Below are 25,196 nucleotides of genomic sequence, written 5' to 3'. Positions count from 1 at the left end.
TGATTAAACACATCTTTGTACCACCAAAAAAAGTGAACAATACTATTATTGTATGCGTGTAGGAAAATATATTTTTAAAAGAGTAACCGTATTATTTATATTGGGAGTATTAAGTATATTTCTTTTTGCCGGTGGCGTTCAATTTTTTACTTCTAAATATATTTACCAAGATAAATTTAAGCTGCCTGCACGCTATAGAGTAGGTGTTGTATTTGGTGCAAAGTTAAATCCTAATGGGTCACCTGGTGAATATTTGAAAGATAGATTAGATACTGCATTAGACCTTTATTATAATGGTAAAATAGACATTATCGTCTTATCAGGAGAAAGATTAAATGAAAATTTTAATGAAATAGATGTTATGGAAAAGTACATCTTAGATGAAGGTGTACCGATTGAACATACTTATTTAGACACAGGAGGATTAGATACGTACAGTTCAGTTTATCGTTTAAAAAATATATTTCAGTTTGATAAAGTGGTATACATTACTCAGAATTTTCACCTTACTAGAGCAACATTTTTAGGAAAGATAATGGGTGTAGATTGTGTAGGATATAATGCAGATCGTGAAAAATATAAAGACCTTTCCAAAAATAAATTCAGAGAGGTCTTTGCAAATATAAAAGCGATTTTAGATTTCTCGAAAGAGCGTACACCAAAAGTCTTAGTAGATAGTAAAGATTCTATTAATTAGCCTGCATTACAAAGATTGCAGGACGCTTATGGAAATCATATTTTTCATTTTTCCATTCTTTAATAGACCTAGTTCGGATATCTTCAGATTCTAAGGTAATATCACAAGCTACACATATTCTTGTTTCACCATGTAATAATTTCACCAAATCATCAATCATTTGATTATTACGGTAAGGTGTCTCCATAAAAATTTGAGCTATACCTGTTTTTGAGCTTTCTGCCTCTAATTGACTTAAACGTTTTTTACGATCCGTTTTATCAATCGGCAAGTAGCCATGGAAAGCGAAATTTTGCCCATTCATACCTGATGCCATTAATGCCATTAGGATAGAAGATGGACCAACTAATGGAACTACTTGAATTCTTTTTTCTTGTGCAACTTTTACCAATTGAGCGCCAGGATCGGCAACAGCAGGTAATCCTGCTTCAGAAATAATTCCGATTGTTTTACCTTGATCTAATAACTTTATGATATCAAATAAATCTTTCGCATTGGTATCTTTATCTAAAATGTAAATTTCTAAATCTGCTTGTACCTTTTCTGGACAAACTTGTTTAATAAATTTACGTGCAGATTTTTCATTTTCTACCACAAAAGTATTGATAGACTCAATAACTTTGATATTATAATCAGGTAAAACTCTTTGGTGTGGGCTAGTTCCCAGTAAGCTTGGGATAAGATAAACTTTAGCAGTTGTCATCTTTATATTAAATTGTATTTTTTGATGATTCCATCAGTGGCTTCATCCAATAAGTGATAGACTTTATCGAAGGCTTCATCGTTTTCATAATAAGGATCAGGAACATTATGGGCACGATCTAGTCCTTCTTTTAAAATTAGTTTAATTTTCTGGCGTTCTTCCTCAGTACGAGCAAGATTTTGCAAATCAATAGAATTTTGTTTATCCATTGCAAAAATCAAATCAAATTCATCGAAAAATAAAGCATTAAAATGCATTGCTCTTTGATCAGAAATATCAACACCGTATTTTTTAGCGGTGGCTATTGCACGTCGATCAGGCTGTTCTCCTACATGCCAATCTCCAGTACCTGCAGATTCTATTACATGTTTTTCTCCAACTTTTGATTGTAAAATTCCTTCAGCTAAAGGAGAACGGCAAATATTGCCTAAACAAACCATTAAAATTTTCATGGATAATATATTGGAAATCTATTAATCAGAAATTTTTCGTGAAATATCTTCAATATATCCACGGAATGCCTTATCTGTCTCTTGTAGATTTTTAACTGTTTTACACGCATGTAAAACAGTTGCGTGGTCTCGTTTACCAATTTGTGATCCAATACTAGCTAGTGATGCTTTTGTATATTGTTTTGCAAAATACATAGCTAATTGACGTGCTTGTACAACATCACGTTTTCTAGTTTTAGATTGGATATCTTCCATCGAAACTTTAAAGTATTCACAAACAGTTTTCTGAATATAATCAATAGAGATTTCCTTACGAGCAGTTTGTACCAATTTAGATAAAGTACGCGCTGTAAGTTCCAAAGTTATTTCTCTTTTATTTAAAGTTGCTTGAGCAATGATAGAATTTAATGATCCTTCAAGTTCACGAACATTTGTGTCAATGTTTTGAGCTATATAATCCATGACCTCATCCGGAAAAATAATTCCATCTTTTTCTAATTTCTGTTTCAGGATTTCTAAGCGAGTATTATAATCAGGGTTTTGTAAATCTGCTGATAATCCCCATTTAAATCTTGAAATTAAACGTTGCTCCATATCCTGAATGTCTGCAGGAGATTTATCAGAAGTTAAAATAATCTGATTTCCTCTTTGGTGCAAATGGTTAAAAATATGGAAGAAAACTTCTTGAGTTTTCGCTTTACCAGATAAAAATTGAATATCATCCATAATCAAAACATCTATCATTTGATAAAAATGGATAAAATCGTTTTGGTTATTATTTTTAACGGCTTCTATAAATTGTTGTGTAAATTTTTCTGTTGACACATATAATACAGTTTTATCAGGATGTAGCTCTTTTACTTCTAATCCAATCGCATGTACTAAGTGTGTTTTTCCTAATCCTACACCTCCATAGATAAATAAAGGGTTGAAAGATGTACCTCCTGGACGTTTAGAGATTGCGCGACCAGCAGCACGAGCTAGTCGATTAGATTCACCTTCAATAAAATTATCAAATGTGTAATTAGGATTTAACTGAGAATCAATTTTTAATTTTTGTAAACCTGGAATCACAAAAGGATTCATTAATCTACTTTTATCCAATTGTATTGGCGTGTCAACTTCTTGGGGTTGAGGTTTTTCTTTATTAGAGCTTGGGATACGCACAGTATATGGATCTCTACCTTGCGACTTCTGATCCATTAATATACTATATACCAACTTAGCCTCACTACCCAACTCGCGCTGAAGTGCTGATTTTAATATCTTGATATAGTGTTCCTCTAACCATTCGTAGAAGAATTTACTAGGTACCTGAATTGTAAGGATATTACCATTAATTTTCGCAGGGCGAATTGGTAAAAACCATGTGCTAAAAGCATCTTCTGGAATATTGTCTTTGATGTAATTTAAACAATTTTCCCATACAGAATTTGCTGTAAGTGTAATACTAAAGTCCAAGAAATGATAAAATTAAAAATTAAAACACTGTAAATCAATCGTCTAAAAAACCAACCGATAGTTTACAAAAATGTGAACAAATTTTGAATAAAAAAAACACTTTATGTATTGATAAATCAGAAAATAGTTTGTATAATTTTTTGACAATTTATACCCAAATTTTTATATTGAAATGTCCAAAATTTTTCATCAAAAATCTACATTAAATTTGTTCTAATATTGAATATGATTTAAATTTGTTTTATGAAACTTACACAAGAACAATTAAACAAAGCAACAACACTTATTGAATTACATTTAAATGATATTGGGATACAAAATCAATATACATTATTAAGTGTTCAACATCAACCCGAGCATGAACTTATTTATGTTTTTAGCTATGAAATAGCTAATCCAACTTTTAAAACAATTGTACAAATTGAATATAATTTTGCAAAAGAAAATCTTCAATCGGAATCGTCTCCATCATTTAGTTGGATGGATTATAAAAAAATTACAGAATAAACTATTTCAATACATATTATTGAAGTAGTTTTTTTTTGTGTTTTCCAAAAACAGTACTTTTGAATAAATTTGAATATAATGAAACCATTTCGTGTAAAACACCGAGTGACATATGCTAAGACAGATCAGATGGGAGTGGTGTACCATGGTAATTACGCAGAGTTCTATGAAATTGGACGGGCTGAAATGATGCGCACAGTAGGCTATCCATATGTGGAACTAGAAAAGCGCGGAATTCAAATGCCAATTTTAGACCTGCATTGTAAATTTATTGGTAGTGCTTTATATGATGAAGTATTAACTATTGAGTCAATTGTTACTGAAAGAACAAATGGTGTTCGAATACGAGTTGATTATAAAATTTATAATGAACAAGAAAAGTTGATTAATGAAGGATACACAACATTATGCTGTATAGATTCGAGCACTAAACGACCAGTTCGAGTTCCTAATGAAATGTGGGAAAGTTTAGGATTTTATAAGGAATAAATCAAAACTATTTTCTTTAACTTTGAGCCTTAACAAAACATAGAATATAATATGTCAACTCTTCAAGAGAGAATAGATCAAACTATCGCTAATGTAGCAGATTTTCCAAAACCTGGAATTCAATACAAAGATATTACGCCATTATTTTTAGATGCAAAACTATCCAACGAAATCGTTGATGCGTTTGCAGGAATTTCAAAAGGGAAGGTAGATGCAGTATGTGGAATAGAAAGTAGAGGATTTTTATACGGTATTCAGATTGCACAAAAATTAGGCGTTCCTTTTATTCTGGTCCGTAAAGCAGGAAAGCTTCCTCCACCAACAGTTTCAGAATCATATGATTTAGAATATGGACAAGCAACTATAGAAGTGAACGAAACTTATATAAAAGAAGGTATGCGTATATTAGTGCATGATGATGTCTTAGCAACCGGAGGTACAGCAGAAGCTTGTGCTAAATTGATCGAAAAATGTGGAGGTAAGGTCACGCAATTTTCTTTTATTGTTAATCTTGAGTTCTTAAATGGTGCTGAAAAATTATCTCGCTTCACAACAGACATTGTTTCTTTAACAGCTTATTAATTTATTATAACATAGTAAAATATTTAAAGCTTTATTCATTCTGTGAATAAAGCTTTGTTTTATTTATACGAAGATGCATGGTGAAGAATATAGAAGATTTATAAAAAATAATAATCTATTTATCTTAATCAGCAGAAAATAGTCATTTTTAACCTATTTTTTAGGTGAAATCTTTTATCTAATGTATTTTAGTGCCGAATTAGAATTAAATTAAAATGAAAAAGCTATTACTTACAGCACTTGTTGCCGTATTATTCTTTCCGATGAAGCTAAAAGCTGACGAAGGAATGTGGTTTTTAATGTTCATAGAACGTTTAAATCACCGCGACATGCAAAAGCAAGGGTTACAGTTAACTGCAGAGGAAATCTACAGCATTAACAATAATTCTTTAAAAGATGCCATTGTACAATTTGGAGGTGGATGTACTGCCGAAATTATTTCTGACCAAGGTTTAGTTTTAACAAACCACCACTGTGGTTACGGAAATATTGCACAATTATCTACACCAGAAAATGATTATTTAACGCACGGTTTTTGGGCAAAAGACAAATCTCAAGAATTAAAACCAGATAACTTAAAAGTTCGTTTCTTCGTTCGTATGGACGACGTTTCTCAACGAATTTTAGGTAAGGTAAACAATAAAATGTCTGAGGTTGATCGTGAGAAAATCATCAACCAAGAAATTGCTAAAATTGAGAAAGAAAATAGTGAGAATGGAAAATATGTAGTTTCTGTTCGTCCGTTTTTTCAAGGAAATGAATATTACTACTTCGTTTACCAAGATTACGAAGATGTACGTTTAGTAGGTACGCCTCCAGATATGATTGGTCGTTTCGGGGGAGATACAGATAACTGGGAATGGCCTCGCCATACAGGAGATTTCTCTATGTTCCGTGTATACGCAGACAAAGATGGAAATCCAGCGAAATATTCGAATGAAAACGTTCCATTAAAACCAAAGCACCATTTACCTATTTCTTTAAAAGGATATAAACTAAATGATTTTGCAATGATTTTAGGTTACCCAGGACGTACAAACCGTTGGATGCCAGCACAAGGTGTTGCTCAAAACATTGATTATGCTTATCCAGCTTGGGTAGAAGCTTCTAAAGTTGGGATGGATCAAATTAAAAAACACCAAGATCAAATCCAAAAAGTAAATATTGATTATGCTTCTAAATACGCAGGTTTAGCTAATTATTGGAAAAATCGTGATGGAATGATTGTGGCTTTAAAAGAACATGAAACTGTTACAAAAAAATCGAAATTAGAAGCTAAATTCAACAAATGGGCAAATAAAAAAGCCAATAAAGCTGAATATGGTGATGTGATCAAAAATTTAAATGATTACTACGCAAAAACTAACTTAGATGCGCGTCACAATAATTATTTAGCTATTTTAATGCGTTCTGCAGCTCTATCTACTGCGCCTTACCGTTTAGGAAAAGCAATTGAAAACTATGCAGCGGCTAATGAGGCAAAACGTGCTGAAATGATGCCAAAAATTGAAGAGTTAATAGAATCTATCTACGGTAAAATGTACTTACCTTTAGAAAAAGATGTGTTAGCTGCTCAATTAAATTTATATGCTTCTAAAGGAGCTGAAGCTGGTTTAGCACCTTATGTAGCAGAATTAGCAAAACAAAATGGAAACAACTTTAATGCATATGTTGAAGATGCTGTTTCTCGTTCTTTCTTCGCTGATGCAGCGCAAGTAAAAAATTTCTTAATTTCTCCAGATGTTGAGGTTTTAAAGAAGGATCCTTTATTTGTTTTATCTTCTGCTTTAATTGAAAGACAAGCGCAAAAAACAGAAGAACAAGCACAACTAGAAGAAGTATTCGCAAAGAATTTCCGTTTATTAGTAAAAGGTTTACGTGATTCTAAAATTGGAGATATTTTATATCCAGATGCAAACTCTACATTACGTTTAACTTATGGATCTATCCAAGCTTTACCAAAAAGTTTAAATCCAGAACGTCAGCCAGATGCACCAGCAAACTTTTATACAACAATGGAAGGTGTAGTTGCTAAGCACAAAGCTGGAGATGCAGAATTTGAAAATCCAAAACGTTTATTAGAGTTAGCAGCTGCTAAAGATTACGGACGTTATGCAGATAAAAATGGATATATGCCAATCAACTTCTTATCTAATAATGATATTACAGGTGGTAACTCTGGTTCTCCAGTATTAAATGGGAAAGGAGAGTTAATTGGTGTTGCTTTTGATGGTAATATTGAAGCTATGGCTGGTGATGTTATCTTTGATCCAAAATTACAACGTACGATTTCTGTAGATATTCGTTATGTATTATGGGTTGTAGATAAATATGCTGGAGCAACAAATATTATTGATGAATTAACAATTGTAGAATAATTACAATTAAAATATAATTTGCAAAAGACCTTTAGGAAACTAAAGGTCTTTTTTTAGTATCGAGAGATTTATTTCAATTAAATTTAACCTTCAATTAAAAAGCAATGCAAACTACAGAAATTTTAAAAACAAATACAGCACAATTTCACGATGCTATTGAAGCGAAATTAGAATCTAAACGGCTATTTGATGGTTCTTTTACACAAGATAATTATTATAAAATGTTATTGGTAAACCATCAATTCATTAAAGCATATGAAAGTGAAATTGAAACTTTCTTAAATGATAATGATAAAGATTTATTAAACCGAATTAATTTTGATAAACTAAGTTTATTAGAAAAAGATTTAGAAGAATTGAAATTAACTCCTTATGAAATGTTACCTATAAACCATCTAAATAATAGGGCAGAAGCTTTAGGAGCTTTATATGTAATTGAAGGTTCGATGCTTGGAGGAATGGTTATCGCTAAACAACTAAAGAAATATCCAGAATTAGAAAATTCAAATTTCAATTATTTTGGACATTATGGACAAGATATTGGTCCAATTTGGAAAGCTTTTGTCGCTTATTTGAATGAACAAATAGTAACCGACGAAGATAAAGCTGATATACTAAAAGGTGCTATAAAAGCGTATGAGTATTTAATTATGGTTGCTTCTTAAATATTATTATAAAAGTATTAAAGAAGCCTAAATGTTTCTAAAACTGTTAAGTTATCTTGATTAAGATAGTTGATAGTGATATAAGAATTTTCAGAATGAAAGATTGCAATAATTTGATTTTGAGTTGTTGAATGAAACGTTTTTTTTATGCTAGGAAAATAAGTATCATTACTCTCTATAATTAGAGGTAAACAAAAATCTTCATTTACACAAAGTTGATCCTGCGTACATTCAATTATTTCATCCATAGGTAAATTAAACTGAGTAATGTTATTTTTTATAGTTTTTAAATAGAAATTTGTCCATTTAGGATGATTTCTGAATTTGTGAATCAAGATTACGATTTCAGGTTTATATGTCATTTTAGATAGTCTACTATTTAAATCAATTTCAAATTTAAGGGATTTGAATTTTGTATAAAAATTATTGATAAATTAAGGTCTTAAAATTAGACATATGAAAATTAATAAGATTTTACTTTTCGCATTGGGAACTACCGCCATTATAAGTTGTGCGTCAGTCGCAAAACCTTCTACTATTGATACAGGAAAAGAAATTGCTAAAGTAGAATCACAGTGGGAAAATTTAAAAGTTCTTCCGCAAGATATATCAGAAGAAGAATTAAAAGGCTTAATGCGCGAATTTAATACTTCATTAGGAGTAAAATGTAACCATTGCCACGCACCAAATGCGGAAGGTAAAATGGATTTTGCTTCGGATGCAAAAAAAGAAAAAGGATTTGCTCGTCATATGATGACAATGACTCAGGAATTGAATAAGAATCATTTTGACTATGATGAGGCAGATAAAAAGAAAGTATCTTGTTTTACTTGTCATCAGGGAAGTGTAAAACCTAAAAAGATTACTGATTTGAATGTGACTGAAGTTCCTAAACTGAATTCTGCTCCTGCAAAATAATATTAGACAATCTTTAATAAAAAAACAACCATACTTTATAAAAGTATGGTTGTTTTATTTTAAATTAACTGAAGTTTATCTTCCTTTAGTACTTATTATAAAAGTTTATACAATACCGTTATATTAATATATTTTTCATGTAATTTAAGCTATTAATAACTTAAATACTATATATCAAAAAAGTAAAAAATGTTATATTCGTCTGAATTTTTATTTAAATTAATCTTGACTATTTATAGCCAATAGTTTTATAGAATGAATTAACACAATATGAAAAAAACATTATTATTAATAGTTATTGCATTTTCTCAAAATTCTAATGCTCAACAATTAGAAAATAAATACAAAATTGAATTAGGGTTGCAAGGTGTTTCAGTGGGAACCGAGGTGCCTATTAGTCAAAAATTTTTGGCGGATATAAATGTAGGTTGGGGCGGAATTACAGATTTTTCAGATTCGGGAGTATCCTATGAATGGTCGGGAAATTCTAACAGTATTTTTGCGAGAGGACAAATTAGGTATTATTTAAACAGAGAAAGAAGAGAAGCTAAAGGTCATTCGTTAAAAAATAATGCGGGTAGTTTTGTAGCTTTTCAAACTAAATATTATTTTAGTGGTGTAGAAGAGTATGAAGTGGGAAAATATTGGTTGAATGAATTGCAATTTGGTCAACAACTTCCTTTGGGAAATCATATTATTTTTAGATATCATGTAGGAATTGGTAATGCGAACGATTTAGATTATAACTACAATAAATTTTATCCTTCTGTAGGTTTTACAGTGGGATATTCATTTTAAAATTTTAATCAGAATTAATTAATTTATCTGAATAAAAAAAGCCACTCTAAAGAGTGGCTTTTAGATTTATATTTTGTTTGAATAATTATTCTTTTCCTGTAAAAGTTGAAGCAATAAATAATTCTTGTTTTTGAGTTTCATCAATTGGAGATGGCGCATCAATCATCACATCACGCCCTGAATTGTTTTTAGGAAATGCAATGTAATCACGAATCGTTTCAGAACCATCTAAGATTGATACAAAACGGTCGAATCCGAATGCTAAACCTCCGTGAGGTGGCGCACCGTATTTGAAAGCGTTCATTAAGAATCCGAACTGAGCTTCTGCTTGTTCTGGAGTAAATCCTAATAATTCGAACATTCTTGCTTGGATATCTTTATCGTAAATACGAATAGAACCTCCACCAATTTCGTTTCCGTTTAATACTAAATCGTAAGCATTTGCACGAACTTCACCTGGATTTGTAGCAATTAATTCCATATCTTCTGGTTTAGGAGAAGTAAATGGGTGGTGCATTGCGTGGTATCTTTCAGATTCTTCATCCCACTCTAATAAAGGGAAATCTACAACCCATAATGGAGCAAAAACTTCAGGATTACGTAATCCTAAACGCTCAGCTAATTCCATACGTAAAGCAGATAATTGTGCACGTACTTTGTTTGTGTTACCTGACATTACTAACATTAAATCACCTGGTTTTGCGTTCATACGCTCTGCCCACGCTGCTAAATCTTCTTGAGAGTAGAATTTATCTACAGAAGATTTAAATGTTCCGTCTTCGTTATAACGTGCCCAAACTAAACCTGTCGCACCAATTTGTGGACGTTGAACCCATTCGATTAATTTATCGATGTCTTTACGTGTGTAAGAGTTACAACCTTCAGCAGCGATACCAACGATTAATTCTTGCTCATCGAAGATTTTGAAATCTTTACCTTTAGCTAAATCAGTAATCTCTCCGAATTCCATTCCGAAACGGATATCTGGTTTGTCATTTCCATAACGGCGCATTGCATCAGCAAATGTCATACGTGGGAAATCTCCAAATTCTAATCCTTTAAACGTGTGTAATAAGTGTTTAGCTAAACCTTCAAAAACGTTCATGATGTCTTCTTGTTCAACAAACGACATTTCACAGTCAATTTGTGTAAACTCTGGTTGACGGTCTGCACGTAAATCCTCGTCACGGAAACATTTTACAATTTGGAAGTAACGGTCTAACCCACCAACCATTAATAATTGTTTGAATGTTTGTGGCGATTGAGGTAACGCATAGAATTCACCTGGATTCATACGAGATGGAACCACGAAATCACGTGCCCCTTCTGGCGTAGATTTAATTAAAACAGGTGTTTCAACTTCTACGAATTCTTGTGCATCTAAATATTTACGAACTTCCTGCGCAACTTTTGAACGGAAGATTAATTTATTTTTAACTGGATTACGACGAATATCTAAATAACGATATTTCATACGAATATCTTCCCCACCATCTGTATTATCATCGATAGTAAATGGAGGTAAAGCAGACTCATTTAAAATAGTAATTGTTTCTGCTAATATCTCAATGTTTCCTGTTGGGATATTTGGATTTTTAGAAGCTCTCTCGATAACAGTACCAGTAACTTGAATTACAAACTCACGTCCTAAAGAACGAGCAGTTTCAAATAATTCTTTTGAAGAGCGTTCTTCATCTAAGATGATTTGTGTGATACCATAACGGTCACGTAAATCAATCCACATCATAAAACCTTTATCACGTAACGTTGAAACCCATCCGCTTAACGTAACTTTTTCATTAATGTTGGCTTGTGTTAATTCTCCACAAGTATGTGATCTAAACATCTGTCGTAAAATTTATAGTGCAAATGTAAAGTTTTGAGGTGAATTAAAGAAGCTTAAAAGCGATTTTGATAGAATAAAAGTGAATCTAAAATTTTAATTAAATTATATTATAAAAGTGAAATAATTCGTGGAATTTTAATGTATAGATGAACTTGAAACTTTTTGATAATAATTAAATATTTTTTAAAAGTAGAAGTTTTAATTTTATTAATACAACATTTATAAATTCTATAAAAAATAAAAAAGCGATTCAATATTGAATCGCTTTTCTAAAGTTAAATATTTTCTTTCCTCATTTTACTATTTTTATGACCGTAGGTAAAGTAAATTACTAGGCCAATTAGGAGCCAAATAATAAAGATAATCCAGTTACTTGCACCCAATTCACTCATTAAATATAAATTAATTAATATTCCAATTACGGGTAGTAATGAAAAATTATGCTTAAAGCTTAAAATACTCATGATAAAGAATACTATCCAGAAAATAATTACTAAAGATTTATGAGCAATTATATTCATAGATCCTAGAGTTTTCCATTGTTCTAACGAATCTTGTCCATAGATATAAGTAAGTACTATTCCTGCTATAAAAGCCAATGGAACAATAAATTTTCCATTGATATAAGGCACTTTAAACCTAGATTTTTTTGATAATCCAGTTTTGTCCATGTAAAGCACTCCACCACAAACTACAATAAAAGCGAAAAATGTTCCTACAGAAGTTAGATCCACAAAGAAGTCCATTTTTAGAAATAATGCAGGAATTGCTACCACAAATCCAGTGACGATTGTTGCGTAAGAAGGAGTTTTATATTTTGGATGAATTGTAGAAAACTTTTTAGGAATTAACCCATCACGAGACATTGTCATCCAGATACGAGGTTGTGCCAATTGGAATACTAATAATGCACTTGTTATCGCTACAACAGAAGTTACAGAAATAATTCCAGCCATATGATTAAATCCTACATAATGAAATACATAAGATAATGGATCTTTTACGTTTAAATTAGTATAATTCACCATTCCCGTTAATACTAACGTAATAGAAACATATAAAATAGCACAAATTACTAGACAAGTAATCATTGCTCGAGGTAAATCGCGCTGAGGATTTTTACATTCTTCGGCAGTTGTTGAGATAGAATCGAATCCAATGAAAGCGAAAAATACCGCAGCAACTCCCCCCATAACACCTCCTAATCCGTTAGGCGCAAATGGCGTCCAGTTCTCAGGTTTCACAAAAAATGCACCACCAATAATAACGGCTAAAATAATTCCTATTTTAATCATTACCATTAAATTACTTGCCTTTTTAGATTCCTTAATACCAATATAAACTAATAAAGTTACTAATACCGTAATAATACCAGCAGGCAAATCAAAAATAACGGGAAGACCTCCAACCATAGGAGCAGTGTTATATGCTTCTAAAGCTATTTTCTCTACGCCTGTTAATTTATCAATACCTAATTCTGTAGATTTTTGGTACGCTTCTGTGGCATATTGTGGAGCCATAGTTAGCCATTTCGGGATATGAATTCCAAATCCTTCGCACATGGAAACAAAATACTGTGACCAAGATATAGCAACAACCATATTAGATACAGCATATTCAAGAATTAAAGCCCAACCGATAATCCAGGCGAATAATTCACCGAATGCTACATATGCGTAAGTATAAGCTGATCCTGAAACTGGAACTGTACTCGCAAACTGAGCATAAGATAAAGCAGTAAAAATACATGCAAAAGCTACAAATACGAATAATAATGATATAGCAGGTCCACCATTAAAGGCGGCTAATCCGATAGTACTGAAAATTCCTGCACCTACGATGGCTGCAATTCCAAGACTGACTAAATCAGTAACACCAAGTGTTTTTTCTAATGAGTTAGGGTTTTTCTCTGCATCGGCAAGTATTTGATCTACCGATTTTTTCTTGAATAATTGAGACATGTTTTGGATAAAAATTATTGGAACAAATATATATACAAGATACATAAATTCGATAATTTTTTGTTTATTTATAACATAAAACCAAGTCGAAAGAATAATATTCATTATTTGAGACAATCTATAATAAATAATTCACATGAAACAATTTTTGATTGCATTAGCTACGTTAGCTTTGTTTACAGGAACTAGCTGTTCTACTCAAAAAACATTATCAACAGAAAAATATGAAAAATATTTACCTAAATATGTTGATAAAATTTCTGAAGCTGAACTAAAAAAACAGCTTTATATTATTGCAGCACCTGAAATGGAAGGTAGAAATGCAGGAACTGAAGGAGAGGTAAGAGCAGGTAATTATATTTCTAATTATTATAAAGAATTAGGTATAAATGGACCAAATGGACAATATTTTCAAATTATTCCTGGAGAAACTTTTAGTAGAGTAAAAGGGGAAATGAGAAATGTAATGGGATTTATTGAAGGTTCTGAAAAGCCAGAAGAAATTGTTGTCATTTCTGCACACTACGATCATGATGGTATCAAGAATGGACAATTATATCCTGGAGCGGACGACGATGGTTCAGGAACAGTTGCTGTAATGGAAATCGGTCGAATTCTTCGTGAAGCTGAAAAGAAAGGTATTAAGCCTAAGCGTTCTGTCTTATTATTACATGTATCTGGAGAAGAAAAAGGTTTATTAGGATCAAAATATTATTCTGATAACCCTATATTTCCATTAGCTAACACCATTGCAAATGTAAATATTGATATGATAGGTCGTGTGGATAATGATCATAATGAAGCAACAAGAGATTTTGTATATGTCATAGGTTCTGAAATGTTATCTTCAGACTTGCATAAAGCAGTTTTAGCGGCAAATGAAGGTTTAGGAATAGATTTAGATATGCGTTATAATACACCAGATGATCCAAATCGTTTCTATTACCGTTCAGATCATTACAATTTTGCGAAACATAATATACCTTCTGTATTCTTTTTCAACGGGGTGCATGCCGATTATCACAAACCAAGTGACACTCCAGATAAAATTGAATACGATTTATTAACAAGAAGAACAAAATTAGCCTTTAATACAGTTTGGAAATTGGCTAACGCTGAAAATCGTCCTGTTGTAGATAAAGAATCTCCAATGCCGAGTACAGGAAGATAACATTTTCCTTTAATATAAAGAAAGCATCTGCAAAAATTTGTAGATGCTTTTTTGTTTTACAGGTTTATCATTCTCTAGTTTGTAAAAATTGATATTAGATAAAAGTGAAGAAATAGATAGGCCCAAAAAAACGGTTTATTTTTAAAAAATAGTTTTACGATATTGTGTAACTTTGTTAGCAATAAATAAAAACAAACAATGAATTCGGAGATTCTTAATTTGGAACCAAAAGCGTTGTGGAAAAATTTCGCAGCATTAAATTCAGTTCCAAGACCTTCTAAAAAAGAAGAAAAAGTTAGAGCATTTATCATCAAATTTGGTGAAGATTTAGGATTGAAAGTGGAAACGGATGAAGTAGGAAATGTTTTAATCAAAAAATCTGCTTACCCAGGCATGGAAGACCGTAAAACAATTGTGATGCAATCTCATTTGGATATGGTGTGTCAAAAAAACAATGATGTTGAATTTGACTTTGAAACGCAAGGGATTGAAATGTATATTGAAGAGAGAAAATTTGTAACTGCAAATGGAACAACTTTAGGAGCAGATAACGGAATTGGTGTTGCTACTATTATGGCAATTTTAGAGTCTAAGAATATCCCACACCCAGCAATTGAAGCATTCTTTACAATTGACGAAGAAACTGGGATGACTGGTGCATTAGGTCTAAAGGGTGGTTTTCTTTCAGGGAAAATTTTACTAAACTTAGATACTGAAGAGGATGATGAATTAGATATCGGATGTGCAGGTGGAATTGACATAACAGCTAAGAAAACTTATACTTCCCAAGTTGTGGAAGGACAAGCATTGATTTTAACTTTAAAAGGTTTAAATGGTGGTCACTCAGGAATGCAAATTCATGAAGGTTTAGGAAACTCAAATAAATTAATTGCTCGTTTATTAAACTTAGGTTTAGAATACGGTTTACAAGTTGCACACGTAGAAGGTGGAAGTTTGCGAAATGCAATTCCACGTGAATCATGGGCGAAAATTATAGTACCTAAAGCAAATCTTGCTGAATTTAAAGCAGCTTATGAAATCTTGCGTGCTGAGATTATTGAAGAATATCAAACTCTAGAACCTAGAATGGTAATTACTTTAGAGGAAACTGAGACAATTAATAGTGCAATGTCAGTACATGATTCTAAAGTATTTGTACAATCTATTATGGCCGCTTTTAATGGGGTTTATAGAATGTCTCCTGACGTAGCTGGATTAGTAGAAACTTCAAATAATGTTGCTAGAGTAGAGGTGATAGATGGAAGTGTGAAAGTTTCTTGTTTAACACGATCTTCTGTAGAATCAAACAAATTAGCATTAGCTGAAACTCTAAAGGCTGGGTTTGAATTGGCAGAATATACCGTAACTTTCTCAGGGTCTTATCCAGGTTGGAAGGCAAATCCAAAGTCTGAAATATTAGATATTATGAAAGGTATTTATGTTTCTAAATATGGAACTGAACCTAAGGTTGTAGCTTGTCATGCAGGTTTAGAATGTGGTATTATCGGAACTAATTATCCAGGATTAGATATGATTTCATTTGGTCCAAATATTTCTGGAGCTCACTCACCTGATGAACGTGTAGAAATTACTTCTGTTCAAAAATTCTGGGATTATTTATTAGACATCTTAAAAGAGATCCCGATGGATAATGTAGATTATAGCTGCGCAAATGCAGGAAATATATAAATAGTAAATTGTATTAAAAAATCCGAAACTTCTTTTTAGTTTCGGATTTTTTAATTGAAATAAAACAATAATTAATTCGTATGAACTAATATTTTATCTTTTAGAACATCTGAATTTAGAATCCTTATACTCTTTGAGTATAAAAGTATTTTATTTACAGTAGACTGTTTCGGTTCTAAAATTCGTCTTATATCTTTCATTTGATTTCAATCATTTTACTTAAAACGCTTAATAAATTGATTTATTATCAGTCAACTGTTAAAATAATGTTATTATTATCAATTACCTTTCTTAGATTAATTAGTGCATAACGCATTCTACCCAAGGCAGTATTTATACTTACATCCGTTTCTTCAGCAATTTCTTTAAAGCTTAAATCTTTGAAAATTCTTAATTCTAAAACTTCTCGTTGGTCATCTGGAAGCTGTTGAACTAAATTCTTCAGGTCAATATCAATTTGGTTACGAATTAATTTAGTTTCTGAACATTCATCCATAACACCGATATAATCAAAAATATTATATTCATCGTGATAATTTGAAGATTCATTCACAATATTAAAACGTTTATTTAAGCGGAAGTAATCTATTGTTAGGTTATGGGCTATACGCATTACCCAAGGTAAAAATTTACCTTCGTCATTGTATTTACCACCTTTTAGTGTTAAGATAACTTTTACAAATGTATCTTGAAAAATATCTTCGGTAACATCTCTGTTCAAGACTTTTGAATAAATGAAACTATATATTCTACCTTTATACTTCTCTATCAACTTTTGTAAGGCTTCTTCATTACCGTTGCGGTACGAAGAAATTAGTAGAGAATCATCCCCGTAATTCATAATGATGTAAATTAAGTAGTTGTGTTAATTTTTTAAATAAAGTAGAATTTCTAACCTATAGGCGATTGTTTATGCGTTTCAGATTCAAATATAAAATATAATATTAATGAAACTATAATTTTAACATAAAAAAATACTAAAAAAGCTCGTCTATTGACGAGCTTTTAATAAAATCTATAATTATTTATCTAATACCTAAATTTTTGCAGCATGTTCTAATAAATCAACAACCTTATTAGAGTATCCCATTTCGTTATCATACCAAGCAACTAATTTAACAAATGTTGGAGAAAGCATGATTCCTGCTCCAGCGTCAAAAATAGATGTACGTATATCTCCGCGGAAATCCATAGATACAACTTGATCTTCTGTGTATCCTACAATTCCTTTTAAAGCTCCTTCAGATGCATCTTTCATAACTTTTTTGATTTCATCATAATTCGTTTCTTTTTCTAAACGAACTGTTAAATCAACTACAGAAACATCTACAGTAGGAACACGGAATGACATCCCTGTTAATTTACCATTTAATTCTGGAATTACTTTTCCAACAGCTTTTGCAGCTCCTGTAGAAGATGGTATAATGTTGTTCATTGCACTACGTCCACCTCTCCAATCTTTGCTTGATGGTCCATCCACTGTTTTTTGTGTTGCAGTAGTCGCATGTACGGTAGTCATTAAACCTTCTAAAATCCCAAAATTTTCATGAATAACTTTTGCTAATGGAGCTAAACAGTTTGTTGTGCAAGAAGCATTAGAAATAATCGTGTCTTCAGCTGTTAATTTATTTTCGTTTACACCCATCACAAACATTGGCGTATCATCTTTTGATGGTCCTGTTAAAATAACTTTTTTAGCTCCTGCTTCAATGTGTTTACCTGCAGTATCTTTTGTCATAAAAATACCTGTAGCTTCTACGATATAATCTGCACCAACTTCATCCCATTTTAAATTTGAAGGGTCTTTTTCTGCGGTAATACGAATGCGTTGTCCATTCACAATTAATGTATTTCCTTCAACAGCAACCTCTCCATTAAAAGCACCATGTACAGAATCATATTTTAACATATATGCTAAGTAATCAGCATCTACTAAATCATTGATTCCTACAACTTCTACATTTTCTCTTTCAGATAATACACGGAAAACTAACCTTCCGATACGTCCGAATCCGTTGATTCCAACTTTAATTTTTGACATAATTTTATATATTTTTCCCTTTTTTAAAATTACAAATTATCAGTTAAATTGCAAGTATATTTGCAACTTTGATAAGTTCAGCATCAATTTCATTGTGTTTTTTAATTGCCTCTTCAATTGGTGTAAAAACAATTTTGTTAGATCTGATACCAGCCATTAAATTTGTTTTATTTTCTAATAAACCTTCTACAGCAGCTATCCCTAAGCGTGACGCAAGTACGCGATCGTGACATGATGGTGAACCTCCTCTTTGGATATGACCTAAAACTGTTACACGGATATCATATTCAGGATGTCTTTTCTTTACTTCTTTAGCAATTTCATAAACACCTCCTAATTGTTCACCTTCAGCAATTACTACAATACTCGATTTTTTTCCTGTTTCTTCCGAACGTTCTAAAGATTCGCATAATTCTTCCACACTATCTTTTTGTTCAGGAATCAAGATATCTTGTGCACCAGAAGCAATACCACTATTTAACGCAATAAAACCAGCATCACGACCCATAACTTCTACAAAAAATACACGATCATGTGATGTTGCAGTATCTCGAAGTTTGTCAATAGCTTCTGTTACAGTATTTAATGCGGTATCATATCCGATTGTAAAATCTGTTCCAAAAATATCATTATCAATCGTTCCTGGAACGCCAATAAATGGTACATTAAATTCTTGATGAAAAATATTTGCACCAGTAAAAGAACCATCGCCTCCGATAATTACTAAAGCATCAATTTCGTTTTGAAGTAAATTATCGTATGCTTTTTGTCGACCTTCTTTCGTTCTAAATTCTTCAGAACGTGCTGTTTTAAGGATTGTACCTCCTTGATTAATAATATTTTTAACAGAACGTGGACCTAGATCAATCATATCATTTTGAATCAATCCTTCGTATCCTTGACGTATCCCGATTGAACTTATATTATAATATTTACACGCTCTAACTACAGCTCTTAATGCAGCATTCATACCAGGTGCATCTCCTCCAGAAGTTAATACACCAATTTTTTTAATTGAATTATTTGTCACTTTTTTCCCTTTGTTATTTCAAATATAGTAATAAAGTTTATATTCAATCAGGCTTTATTGAATGAGAAGATATTATTCTGTATCATCATAAATAGGCTGTAAAACTCCAGCAGCAATATCGCGTTGAAGGATTACTAATATATATAAATCTTCTCTGGTACGATTGGGGTCGAATGTTTGTTTTAAACGTATATCGTATATACCTCCCGCAGTATTGTATAAAAATGCTGAAATTCCTCCACGTAGCTCTTTAATAATTTCGAAAGTAGTTTTATTGGTTTCTTTATGAATCAATTTGGTCATAATTTGTCCTCTAGAAACTGTCATGTTTTTTAAATCCTTTTCAAATTTATCACCAAGATCACGTTGTCTTTGTTTGATAAATTTACGTTGGTCTCTTTTTTTGGCCATTGTACTAACGGTGTCTCTAACAGAATTATACTCTCTTACCGCAGTTCTTACGTAAGGCCATACGTCGCGAACACGCCTGCGCAACCAGAAATAATATTTTTTATCTAAATCTGTTTTGAGTTGAATGGTATAATGATTATAATCTTGTAAATAAATGGTATCTATAGGGGTTAAATCCTGTTGGATAATTGAATCGCTTTCAGTTTCATTCTTTTTTGATACACCTAAATCCAATCCAAAAATTTGTGCATGAGTTATATTAAAAAATAGGAGTAAAAAGAGTATATTAATGTAAAACTTCATAATCAATCGGCTTCAAAAATTGTTCCTAATGTAGTATATTTGTTTTGAAATAAAAACAATCATGGCAACAAATAATTTATTTGATCAACAATCATTAGATTTTTTAACAACATATTTAAATACTGCATCACCAACGGGTTTTGAGTCTGCTGGGCAAAAGGTTTGGATCGATTATATTAAACCTTATGTAGATGAAATAAGAACGGATAATTATGGAACAGCTTATGGAGTTATAAACCCCAATGCAGAATATAAAGTTGTGATAGAAGCACACGCAGATGAAATTTCTTGGTTTGTGAATTATATCTCTGAAGATGGTTTAATATATGTTATTCGTAACGGTGGTTCAGATCATATGATTGCCCCTTCTAAGGTTGTAAATATTCATACCAAAAAAGGAATTGTAAAAGGGGTTTTTGGATGGCCAGCTATACATTTACGTCAAGCAGGGAAAGAAGATGCTCCGACTCAAGATAAAATATGGATTGATTGTGGGTGCACATCTAAAGATGAAGTTTTAGAATTAGGGATACATGTAGGATGTGTAATTACTTATCCAGACGAATTTTTTACGTTGAATGATCGCTACTTTGTATGTCGTGCAATTGATAATAGAATGGGTGGTTTTATGATTGCTGAGGTAGCTCGTAAATTATTTGAAAATAAAGATCAAATTAACTTTGGATTATACATTGTTAATGCTGTACAAGAAGAAGTAGGTTTACGTGGAGCAGAAATGATTACTCAAACAATTAAGCCAAATGTAGCAATTATTACAGATGTAACTCATGATACCACAACACCTATGATTACAAAATCGAAAGAAGGAGAGCAAAAATGTGGAGATGGTCCAGTAATTTATTATGCGCCAGCAGTTCAAAATAATTTACGAGAATTAATTATAGAGGCAGCCGAGACCAATAATATACCATTTCAGCGTGCAGTAAGTTCTCGTGTTACTGGTACAGATACTGATGCATTTGCTTATAGTAATGGAGGTGTTCCTTCTGCTTTGATCTCATTACCATTACGCTATATGCATACAACTGTAGAAATGGTGCACCAATCGGACGTAAAAAATGTGATTGAATTAATTTACCAATCTGTAAAAGAAATAAAAAACGGACAGAGTTTTAAATATCACAATTATTAAATATTGTGTATAGATATAAAAGCCATCTATTATGATGGCTTTTTTTATAACGAAAATTTATAATATTATCAAGAACAAGAATTAAGCGATAAATAGATCTTTACAAGAATTCGTATCTTTGGATAAATACTCAACCATGGCAGAATATATAAGAATACACCCAGAAAATCCACAAGAGAAAGCAATCGATCAAGTGGTGAAAATCTTAAAAGATGGAGGCTTAGTGATTTATCCTTCCGATACTGTGTATGGGTTAGGATGTGATATTACTAATCAAAAAGCAATGGAAAAATTAGCACGAATCAAAGGTGTTAAACTAGATAAAGCTCAGTTTTCTATCGTTTGTAATGATTTGAGTCATTTATCAAACTTTACATTACCTATTGATAATGGTACATTTAGAATTTTAAAAAGAGCTCTACCAGGTCCATTTACTTTTGTAATGAATGCTTCTAAAAATTTACCATCATCATATAAAGGAAAAAAGACTGTTGGTATTCGTGTCCCAGACCATTTAATACCTCAGTTAATTGTAGAAAAATTAGGAAATCCTATTGCTTCAACATCAATCTATGATGAAGATGAAGTGATTGAATATACAACGGATCCTGAATTAATTTATGAAAAATGGGATAATTTGGTGGATGCTGTCGTGGATTCTGGTTATGGAGATAATGTAGCATCTACAGTAGTTGATATGACTGATGGAGTAGAAGTATTACGTGAGGGAAAAGGAAACATAGAAGATTATTTATAAAAGATTAAAAAAATATATGAAAATTTTACTTTCTCCTGCTAAAATGATGAGTTTAGAGACCAATGCGAATTGGAAAGCTACAACTCCACAGTTTTTGGAACATTCGAAAGAAATTATGGATGTAATGAAAGAAATGACTGCGGGCGATTTAGAACAATTGATGAAAATTTCTTCAACAATTTCTGAAATGAATGTTGAGCGTAATCAAACTTGGAATACGAAACCTTCTGCTGGCGAATCAATTTCAGCAGCATTAGCTTTTAAAGGCGAAGTTTATCGTGCTTTTGATGCAGAAACGTTATCAGAAGATGCTCAAAATTACATTAATAATAATGTTTTTTTACTTTCAGGATTATATGGAATGTTGCGTCCAACGGATAAAATTATGTTGTATCGTTTAGAGATGGGATCAAAGCTTGATGTAAACGGTTCTAAAAATTTATACGGATTTTGGAAAAATATTTTAACACCATTCTTTAATTCTAAGTTGGGGAAAGACGAATTTATCTTGAATTTAGCGAGTAATGAATATGCTAAAGTTTTAGATAAAAAAGCATTAAAAGTACCAATGGTTGAGGTTGAATTTCAGGATTATAAAGACGGAAAATTAAAGAAAATCATGATGTATTTTAAACATGCACGTGGAGCAATGGCCCGTTATTGTGCAGAAAATAATGTACAGACATTGGATGAAGTAAAAGCCTATAATATTGATGGTTATCGTTATGATGAAAATCTTTCTAAAGATGGCTTATTGGTTTTTACACGTTAGATATTAAACTAAAATATATATATTAAAAGACTACTTTTTTAAGTAGTCTTTTGTTATTTTTGAGCTATGGTTGATCCCAAAAAAATACCACAATTACCATTTAAGATTATCTATTCTTTCAAGAAATTGATTGAAGAATTAGAGCAATCTGAATATTATATAGGAGAATTCAAAGTTTTTTTAGAGTATTTAAGAAGCGAAATGCCAGAATTTATAGATGGCGTTGATAGTATTCAAGCTTTTGAAAAATTGGCTGATAATATTGCTCCACTTATAGATAAGATTATTCCCAAGCCTTTGATGAAAAATAATCTAAAAGCTATTGGGTTTCCATTATCCGAAAAATATTTTTATCCCACAGATGCTTTAAAAGAAATAATAGATAACGAAAATACTGTAGTACATGCAAAATTTATTTCAGTAGATTTTGATGATATTTACAAGATATGTTGCTGTTTAATTTTAAATAGGTATTACAATATAAACCTAGAATTCAATCAAAATAATTTATTGGAAATTGATAATGGGAAGGGATATAATACTTTTCTATCAGTAAGTTATAATTTTGAATATTTTGACCTTTATCCAAGTAATCCATCTTTTGAATTATCTCAAGATCAAATTGAAGAATTGCTAAATAACTATGAAAATACTGAACTATGGATGACTTATTTTCCAATAGATTCTTGGGTTGGAAATGGATTTATGGTGGCTTCATTTTTTGATAATACCACATTTATTGCGCTATCTAACTTAAAAACTAAGCTTCTATCTTACAATGATGGAATGGAGCAAATTAATGAAGATACTATTTCATCTTTAAAATCGATTTTTAGACTAAATGATTTAAAAGTTGGTTTCTCGAGTTACAATTCTGATCAAGAAAAAATAGAAGATTTCCCGCTGAGAATACCTAGTGAAAGTTTAATATTAAATAACAATTCTGCTTTAAAAATTAATGAAATTTTTTGTACAAATCTGTTGGATAAAATTAATAATTCAGATTATTATGTGATATCAAATGTAGAGAAATTTCAAGAAAAGTATCCTGAAGATCAATTAGTCAAAATTCTATTAAAAGAAGGAATTAAAAGTTTTATACTATATCCCTTGAAAAGGGGGAAAGAGTGTCTGGGTATTTTAGAAATTGGATCTAGCCAAGCAGGAGTTTTTAATCGTATCAATGCCTATCAATTACGAGAATTATTACCTCTTATAGAGGATTCTATTTACCGATATACGGTTGATTTAGAGCATCAGATTAACTCATTTATACAGACCGAATATACATCATTACACCCAAGTGTAGATTGGAAATTTAAAAATAAAGCGAGAGAAATTATTTTGAATCCTAATTCTACAAAAAAGAAAACACAAATTTCATTTAAAGATGTGTATCCATTTTATGGGGAAGTAGATGTAAGGAATTCATCAGCATTGCGCAATCAATGTTTAAAAGAGGATTATCAAAATCAATTAAATTTTCTTATAAAAGTTTGCCAAGAGCTTTATAACCGTACGGGAAAAGATAAGTTTTTGGATTATATAGAGCAGTTAGCGTCTTTTCTCAATCGAATTGATAACGTGCAAAAAGTATATTTTGAGCAAGAAATCTTTGAATACATTGCGATGTATATTCATCCAGAAATTCCAAAATACATACAAGAAGATGACCACTCAATAGTAGCTGAATATTTAAAAAAACTAGATAATTTCACAGGTTTATTTTATGTTGAACGGAAAAAATTTGATGAATCAATATTAATGCTAAATAAGCTTTTATCATCAAAATTAGACTTATTTCAGCGTGATGCACAGAATATTTTTCCGCATTATTATGAAAGATTTAAAACAGATGGAATTGATTATAACCTGTATGTAGGTCGTAGTATTTCCCCGAATAAAGATTTTTCCTATGCAAAGATTAGAGCTATTCGTTTTTGGCAACTTCAAGCTATGATTGCATTAGATCAAAATGCAAGAGCGCTAAAAAATGAAATGCCAGTGCATCTAGACGTAGCATCTTTAATATTAGCAACTAACAATCCTTTGGATATACAATTTAAATTGGATGAAAAACGTTTTGATATTGATGGATATAACAATGCAAAATATGAAATTATCAAAAAAAGAATTAATAAAGCGTTCGTAAAAGATTCAAATGAACGTATTAATATACCTGGTAAGCTATGTGTAATTTATTCTGAAGAAATTTTAAAAGAAGAATATTCCAATTACTTTGCGCTTTTAATTGATAAGCAATATTTAAAAAATGATATAGAATTTTTAGAAGTTGAAGAACTACAAGGATTAGGAGGTTTATTGGCCCTTAGAGTTTCTATAAATTATGATGAGAGAGTAACTTATTGTTCTACGTTAGAATAAAATAAAGGGCTTTTAAATAAATTTAAA

The 25,196-nt window shown here is 31.3% G+C and carries 24 protein-coding genes; 14 read left to right on the top strand and 10 right to left on the bottom strand.

The features are described from left to right. The first annotated feature begins 52 nt into the window (after nt 1-52). Nucleotides 53-697 carry a SanA/YdcF family protein gene (locus tag IM532_RS02045; protein WP_194181779.1) on the top strand — a complete coding sequence of 215 codons (645 nt, stop codon included), beginning with the start codon at nt 53-55 and terminating at the stop codon, nt 695-697. On the opposite strand, the gene IM532_RS02040 is transcribed toward IM532_RS02045, so the two are convergent. The 3 genes from IM532_RS02040 to dnaA are packed head-to-tail and all read right to left on the bottom strand — an operon-like array spanning nt 690 to nt 3,301. Beyond that, the gene (locus IM532_RS02040; protein ID WP_194181778.1) at nt 690-1,400 is read right to left on the bottom strand and encodes an SAM-dependent methyltransferase; all 711 of its coding nucleotides are present in this window, start codon (nt 1,398-1,400) and stop codon (nt 690-692) included. The genes IM532_RS02045 and IM532_RS02040 overlap by 8 nt on opposite strands. A gap of 2 nt (nt 1,401-1,402) precedes the next feature. Further along, on the bottom strand, nt 1,403-1,852 hold the full coding sequence (locus IM532_RS02035; RefSeq protein WP_194181777.1) for a low molecular weight protein-tyrosine-phosphatase: 450 nt from the start codon (nt 1,850-1,852) through the stop codon (nt 1,403-1,405). A gap of 21 nt (nt 1,853-1,873) precedes the next feature. Continuing rightward, nucleotides 1,874-3,301, bottom strand: coding sequence for a chromosomal replication initiator protein DnaA (dnaA, locus tag IM532_RS02030; RefSeq protein WP_194181921.1), 1,428 nt, complete (start codon nt 3,299-3,301; stop codon nt 1,874-1,876). 255 nt (nt 3,302-3,556) lie between these two features. Here dnaA and IM532_RS02025 point away from each other — a divergent pair, with 255 nt between their 5' ends. The 5 genes from IM532_RS02025 (at nt 3,557) to IM532_RS02005 (ending at nt 7,934) form a co-directional block, all read left to right on the top strand. Then, nucleotides 3,557-3,820 carry a hypothetical protein gene (locus tag IM532_RS02025; RefSeq protein WP_194181776.1) on the top strand — a complete coding sequence of 88 codons (264 nt, stop codon included), beginning with the start codon at nt 3,557-3,559 and terminating at the stop codon, nt 3,818-3,820. 78 nt (nt 3,821-3,898) lie between these two features. After that, nucleotides 3,899-4,309, top strand: coding sequence for an acyl-CoA thioesterase (locus IM532_RS02020; protein ID WP_194181775.1), 411 nt, complete (start codon nt 3,899-3,901; stop codon nt 4,307-4,309). A gap of 51 nt (nt 4,310-4,360) precedes the next feature. Next, the gene (locus IM532_RS02015) at nt 4,361-4,891 is read left to right on the top strand and encodes an adenine phosphoribosyltransferase (protein WP_194181774.1); all 531 of its coding nucleotides are present in this window, start codon (nt 4,361-4,363) and stop codon (nt 4,889-4,891) included. Between the two features lie 215 nt (nt 4,892-5,106). Then, nucleotides 5,107-7,269 (top strand): S46 family peptidase, encoded by a 2,163-nt coding sequence (locus IM532_RS02010; RefSeq protein WP_194181773.1) that lies wholly within the window; start codon nt 5,107-5,109, stop codon nt 7,267-7,269. A 104-nt stretch (nt 7,270-7,373) separates the two neighbouring features. Further along, entirely contained in the window at nt 7,374-7,934 is a 561-nt protein-coding gene (locus IM532_RS02005; protein ID WP_194181772.1) for a biliverdin-producing heme oxygenase, read from the top strand. 17 nt (nt 7,935-7,951) lie between these two features. Here IM532_RS02005 and IM532_RS02000 read toward each other — a convergent pair whose 3' ends face one another. After that, entirely contained in the window at nt 7,952-8,296 is a 345-nt protein-coding gene (locus tag IM532_RS02000; protein WP_194181771.1) for a hypothetical protein, read from the bottom strand. Nucleotides 8,297-8,390: 94 nt separating this feature from the next. Between IM532_RS02000 and IM532_RS01995 the strand changes: the two genes are divergently transcribed. Together IM532_RS01995 and IM532_RS01990 are read left to right on the top strand one after the other, a co-directional pair. Then, the gene (locus IM532_RS01995) at nt 8,391-8,852 is read left to right on the top strand and encodes a c-type cytochrome (RefSeq protein ID WP_194181770.1); all 462 of its coding nucleotides are present in this window, start codon (nt 8,391-8,393) and stop codon (nt 8,850-8,852) included. Nucleotides 8,853-9,122: 270 nt separating this feature from the next. Continuing rightward, nucleotides 9,123-9,650, top strand: a complete 528-nt coding sequence (locus IM532_RS01990; RefSeq protein WP_194181769.1) for a hypothetical protein — start codon at nt 9,123-9,125, stop codon at nt 9,648-9,650. Between the two features lie 85 nt (nt 9,651-9,735). Here IM532_RS01990 and aspS read toward each other — a convergent pair whose 3' ends face one another. Both aspS and IM532_RS01980 read right to left on the bottom strand, forming a co-directional pair. After that, nucleotides 9,736-11,496, bottom strand: a complete 1,761-nt coding sequence (gene aspS, locus IM532_RS01985) for an aspartate--tRNA ligase (protein WP_194181768.1) — start codon at nt 11,494-11,496, stop codon at nt 9,736-9,738. A gap of 275 nt (nt 11,497-11,771) precedes the next feature. Continuing rightward, nucleotides 11,772-13,457, bottom strand: a complete 1,686-nt coding sequence (locus tag IM532_RS01980) for an amino acid permease (RefSeq protein ID WP_194181767.1) — start codon at nt 13,455-13,457, stop codon at nt 11,772-11,774. Between the two features lie 136 nt (nt 13,458-13,593). On the opposite strand from IM532_RS01980, the gene IM532_RS01975 reads away from it, so the two are divergent. Both IM532_RS01975 and IM532_RS01970 read left to right on the top strand, forming a co-directional pair. Further along, nucleotides 13,594-14,628, top strand: coding sequence for a M28 family peptidase (locus IM532_RS01975; protein WP_194181766.1), 1,035 nt, complete (start codon nt 13,594-13,596; stop codon nt 14,626-14,628). A 198-nt stretch (nt 14,629-14,826) separates the two neighbouring features. Beyond that, the gene (locus IM532_RS01970) at nt 14,827-16,317 is read left to right on the top strand and encodes an aminoacyl-histidine dipeptidase (protein WP_194181765.1); all 1,491 of its coding nucleotides are present in this window, start codon (nt 14,827-14,829) and stop codon (nt 16,315-16,317) included. 247 nt (nt 16,318-16,564) lie between these two features. On the opposite strand, the gene IM532_RS01965 is transcribed toward IM532_RS01970, so the two are convergent. The 4 genes from IM532_RS01965 to IM532_RS01950 all read right to left on the bottom strand — a co-directional run bounded on the left by IM532_RS01965 (nt 16,565) and on the right by IM532_RS01950 (nt 20,102). Continuing rightward, nucleotides 16,565-17,158, bottom strand: coding sequence for an RNA polymerase sigma factor (locus IM532_RS01965; protein WP_194181764.1), 594 nt, complete (start codon nt 17,156-17,158; stop codon nt 16,565-16,567). Between the two features lie 195 nt (nt 17,159-17,353). Further along, a complete protein-coding gene (gap, locus tag IM532_RS01960; protein WP_194181763.1) occupies nt 17,354-18,358 on the bottom strand; it encodes a type I glyceraldehyde-3-phosphate dehydrogenase in 1,005 nt (334 codons plus the stop codon). A 43-nt stretch (nt 18,359-18,401) separates the two neighbouring features. Further along, entirely contained in the window at nt 18,402-19,388 is a 987-nt protein-coding gene (pfkA, locus tag IM532_RS01955) for a 6-phosphofructokinase (RefSeq protein WP_194181762.1), read from the bottom strand. 72 nt (nt 19,389-19,460) lie between these two features. After that, complete coding sequence (locus IM532_RS01950) at nt 19,461-20,102, bottom strand: DUF4294 domain-containing protein (protein WP_194181761.1); 642 nt, start codon at nt 20,100-20,102, stop codon at nt 19,461-19,463. A 61-nt stretch (nt 20,103-20,163) separates the two neighbouring features. Between IM532_RS01950 and IM532_RS01945 the strand changes: the two genes are divergently transcribed. The 4 genes from IM532_RS01945 to IM532_RS01930 all read left to right on the top strand — a co-directional run bounded on the left by IM532_RS01945 (nt 20,164) and on the right by IM532_RS01930 (nt 25,169). Next, on the top strand, nt 20,164-21,255 hold the full coding sequence (locus tag IM532_RS01945; protein WP_194181760.1) for a M42 family metallopeptidase: 1,092 nt from the start codon (nt 20,164-20,166) through the stop codon (nt 21,253-21,255). 136 nt (nt 21,256-21,391) lie between these two features. Continuing rightward, the gene (locus IM532_RS01940) at nt 21,392-22,012 is read left to right on the top strand and encodes an L-threonylcarbamoyladenylate synthase (RefSeq protein WP_194181759.1); all 621 of its coding nucleotides are present in this window, start codon (nt 21,392-21,394) and stop codon (nt 22,010-22,012) included. A gap of 16 nt (nt 22,013-22,028) precedes the next feature. Further along, nucleotides 22,029-22,784: a peroxide stress protein YaaA gene (gene yaaA, locus IM532_RS01935; protein WP_194181758.1), complete on the top strand. Its 756-nt coding sequence runs from the start codon at nt 22,029-22,031 to the stop codon at nt 22,782-22,784. Between the two features lie 66 nt (nt 22,785-22,850). After that, entirely contained in the window at nt 22,851-25,169 is a 2,319-nt protein-coding gene (locus IM532_RS01930; RefSeq protein WP_194181757.1) for a hypothetical protein, read from the top strand. The last annotated feature ends 27 nt before the right edge of the window (nt 25,170-25,196 follow it).

It is taken from the genome of Faecalibacter rhinopitheci (genome assembly GCF_015234135.1).
GTDB lineage: Bacteria > Bacteroidota > Bacteroidia > Flavobacteriales > Weeksellaceae > Empedobacter > Empedobacter rhinopitheci.
Note: the sequence above shows the minus strand (reverse complement) of the source record. Positions and strands in the feature narration are given on the sequence as shown.

Excerpts from the sequence above, each read along its gene's own strand:
- IM532_RS01945 (WP_194181760.1), top strand. The coding sequence starts at position 20,164 with ATGGCAACAAATAATTTATTTGATCAACAATCATTAGATTTTTTAACA.
- IM532_RS02010 (WP_194181773.1), top strand. The coding sequence starts at position 5,107 with ATGAAAAAGCTATTACTTACAGCACTTGTTGCCGTATTATTCTTTCCG.
- gap (WP_194181763.1), bottom strand. The coding sequence starts at position 18,358 with ATGTCAAAAATTAAAGTTGGAATCAACGGATTCGGACGTATCGGAAGG.
- IM532_RS01930 (WP_194181757.1), top strand. The coding sequence starts at position 22,851 with ATGGTTGATCCCAAAAAAATACCACAATTACCATTTAAGATTATCTAT.
- IM532_RS02000 (WP_194181771.1), bottom strand. The coding sequence starts at position 8,296 with ATGACATATAAACCTGAAATCGTAATCTTGATTCACAAATTCAGAAAT.
- aspS (WP_194181768.1), bottom strand. The coding sequence starts at position 11,496 with ATGTTTAGATCACATACTTGTGGAGAATTAACACAAGCCAACATTAAT.
- IM532_RS01970 (WP_194181765.1), top strand. The coding sequence starts at position 14,827 with ATGAATTCGGAGATTCTTAATTTGGAACCAAAAGCGTTGTGGAAAAAT.
- IM532_RS02035 (WP_194181777.1), bottom strand. The coding sequence starts at position 1,852 with ATGAAAATTTTAATGGTTTGTTTAGGCAATATTTGCCGTTCTCCTTTA.
- IM532_RS02015 (WP_194181774.1), top strand. The coding sequence starts at position 4,361 with ATGTCAACTCTTCAAGAGAGAATAGATCAAACTATCGCTAATGTAGCA.
- yaaA (WP_194181758.1), top strand. The coding sequence starts at position 22,029 with ATGAAAATTTTACTTTCTCCTGCTAAAATGATGAGTTTAGAGACCAAT.
- IM532_RS01980 (WP_194181767.1), bottom strand. The coding sequence starts at position 13,457 with ATGTCTCAATTATTCAAGAAAAAATCGGTAGATCAAATACTTGCCGAT.
- IM532_RS02005 (WP_194181772.1), top strand. The coding sequence starts at position 7,374 with ATGCAAACTACAGAAATTTTAAAAACAAATACAGCACAATTTCACGAT.
- IM532_RS01950 (WP_194181761.1), bottom strand. The coding sequence starts at position 20,102 with ATGAAGTTTTACATTAATATACTCTTTTTACTCCTATTTTTTAATATA.
- IM532_RS01975 (WP_194181766.1), top strand. The coding sequence starts at position 13,594 with ATGAAACAATTTTTGATTGCATTAGCTACGTTAGCTTTGTTTACAGGA.
- IM532_RS02045 (WP_194181779.1), top strand. The coding sequence starts at position 53 with ATGCGTGTAGGAAAATATATTTTTAAAAGAGTAACCGTATTATTTATA.
- IM532_RS01965 (WP_194181764.1), bottom strand. The coding sequence starts at position 17,158 with ATGAATTACGGGGATGATTCTCTACTAATTTCTTCGTACCGCAACGGT.
- IM532_RS01940 (WP_194181759.1), top strand. The coding sequence starts at position 21,392 with ATGGCAGAATATATAAGAATACACCCAGAAAATCCACAAGAGAAAGCA.
- IM532_RS02040 (WP_194181778.1), bottom strand. The coding sequence starts at position 1,400 with ATGACAACTGCTAAAGTTTATCTTATCCCAAGCTTACTGGGAACTAGC.
- IM532_RS02025 (WP_194181776.1), top strand. The coding sequence starts at position 3,557 with ATGAAACTTACACAAGAACAATTAAACAAAGCAACAACACTTATTGAA.
- IM532_RS01990 (WP_194181769.1), top strand. The coding sequence starts at position 9,123 with ATGAAAAAAACATTATTATTAATAGTTATTGCATTTTCTCAAAATTCT.
- IM532_RS02020 (WP_194181775.1), top strand. The coding sequence starts at position 3,899 with ATGAAACCATTTCGTGTAAAACACCGAGTGACATATGCTAAGACAGAT.
- IM532_RS01995 (WP_194181770.1), top strand. The coding sequence starts at position 8,391 with ATGAAAATTAATAAGATTTTACTTTTCGCATTGGGAACTACCGCCATT.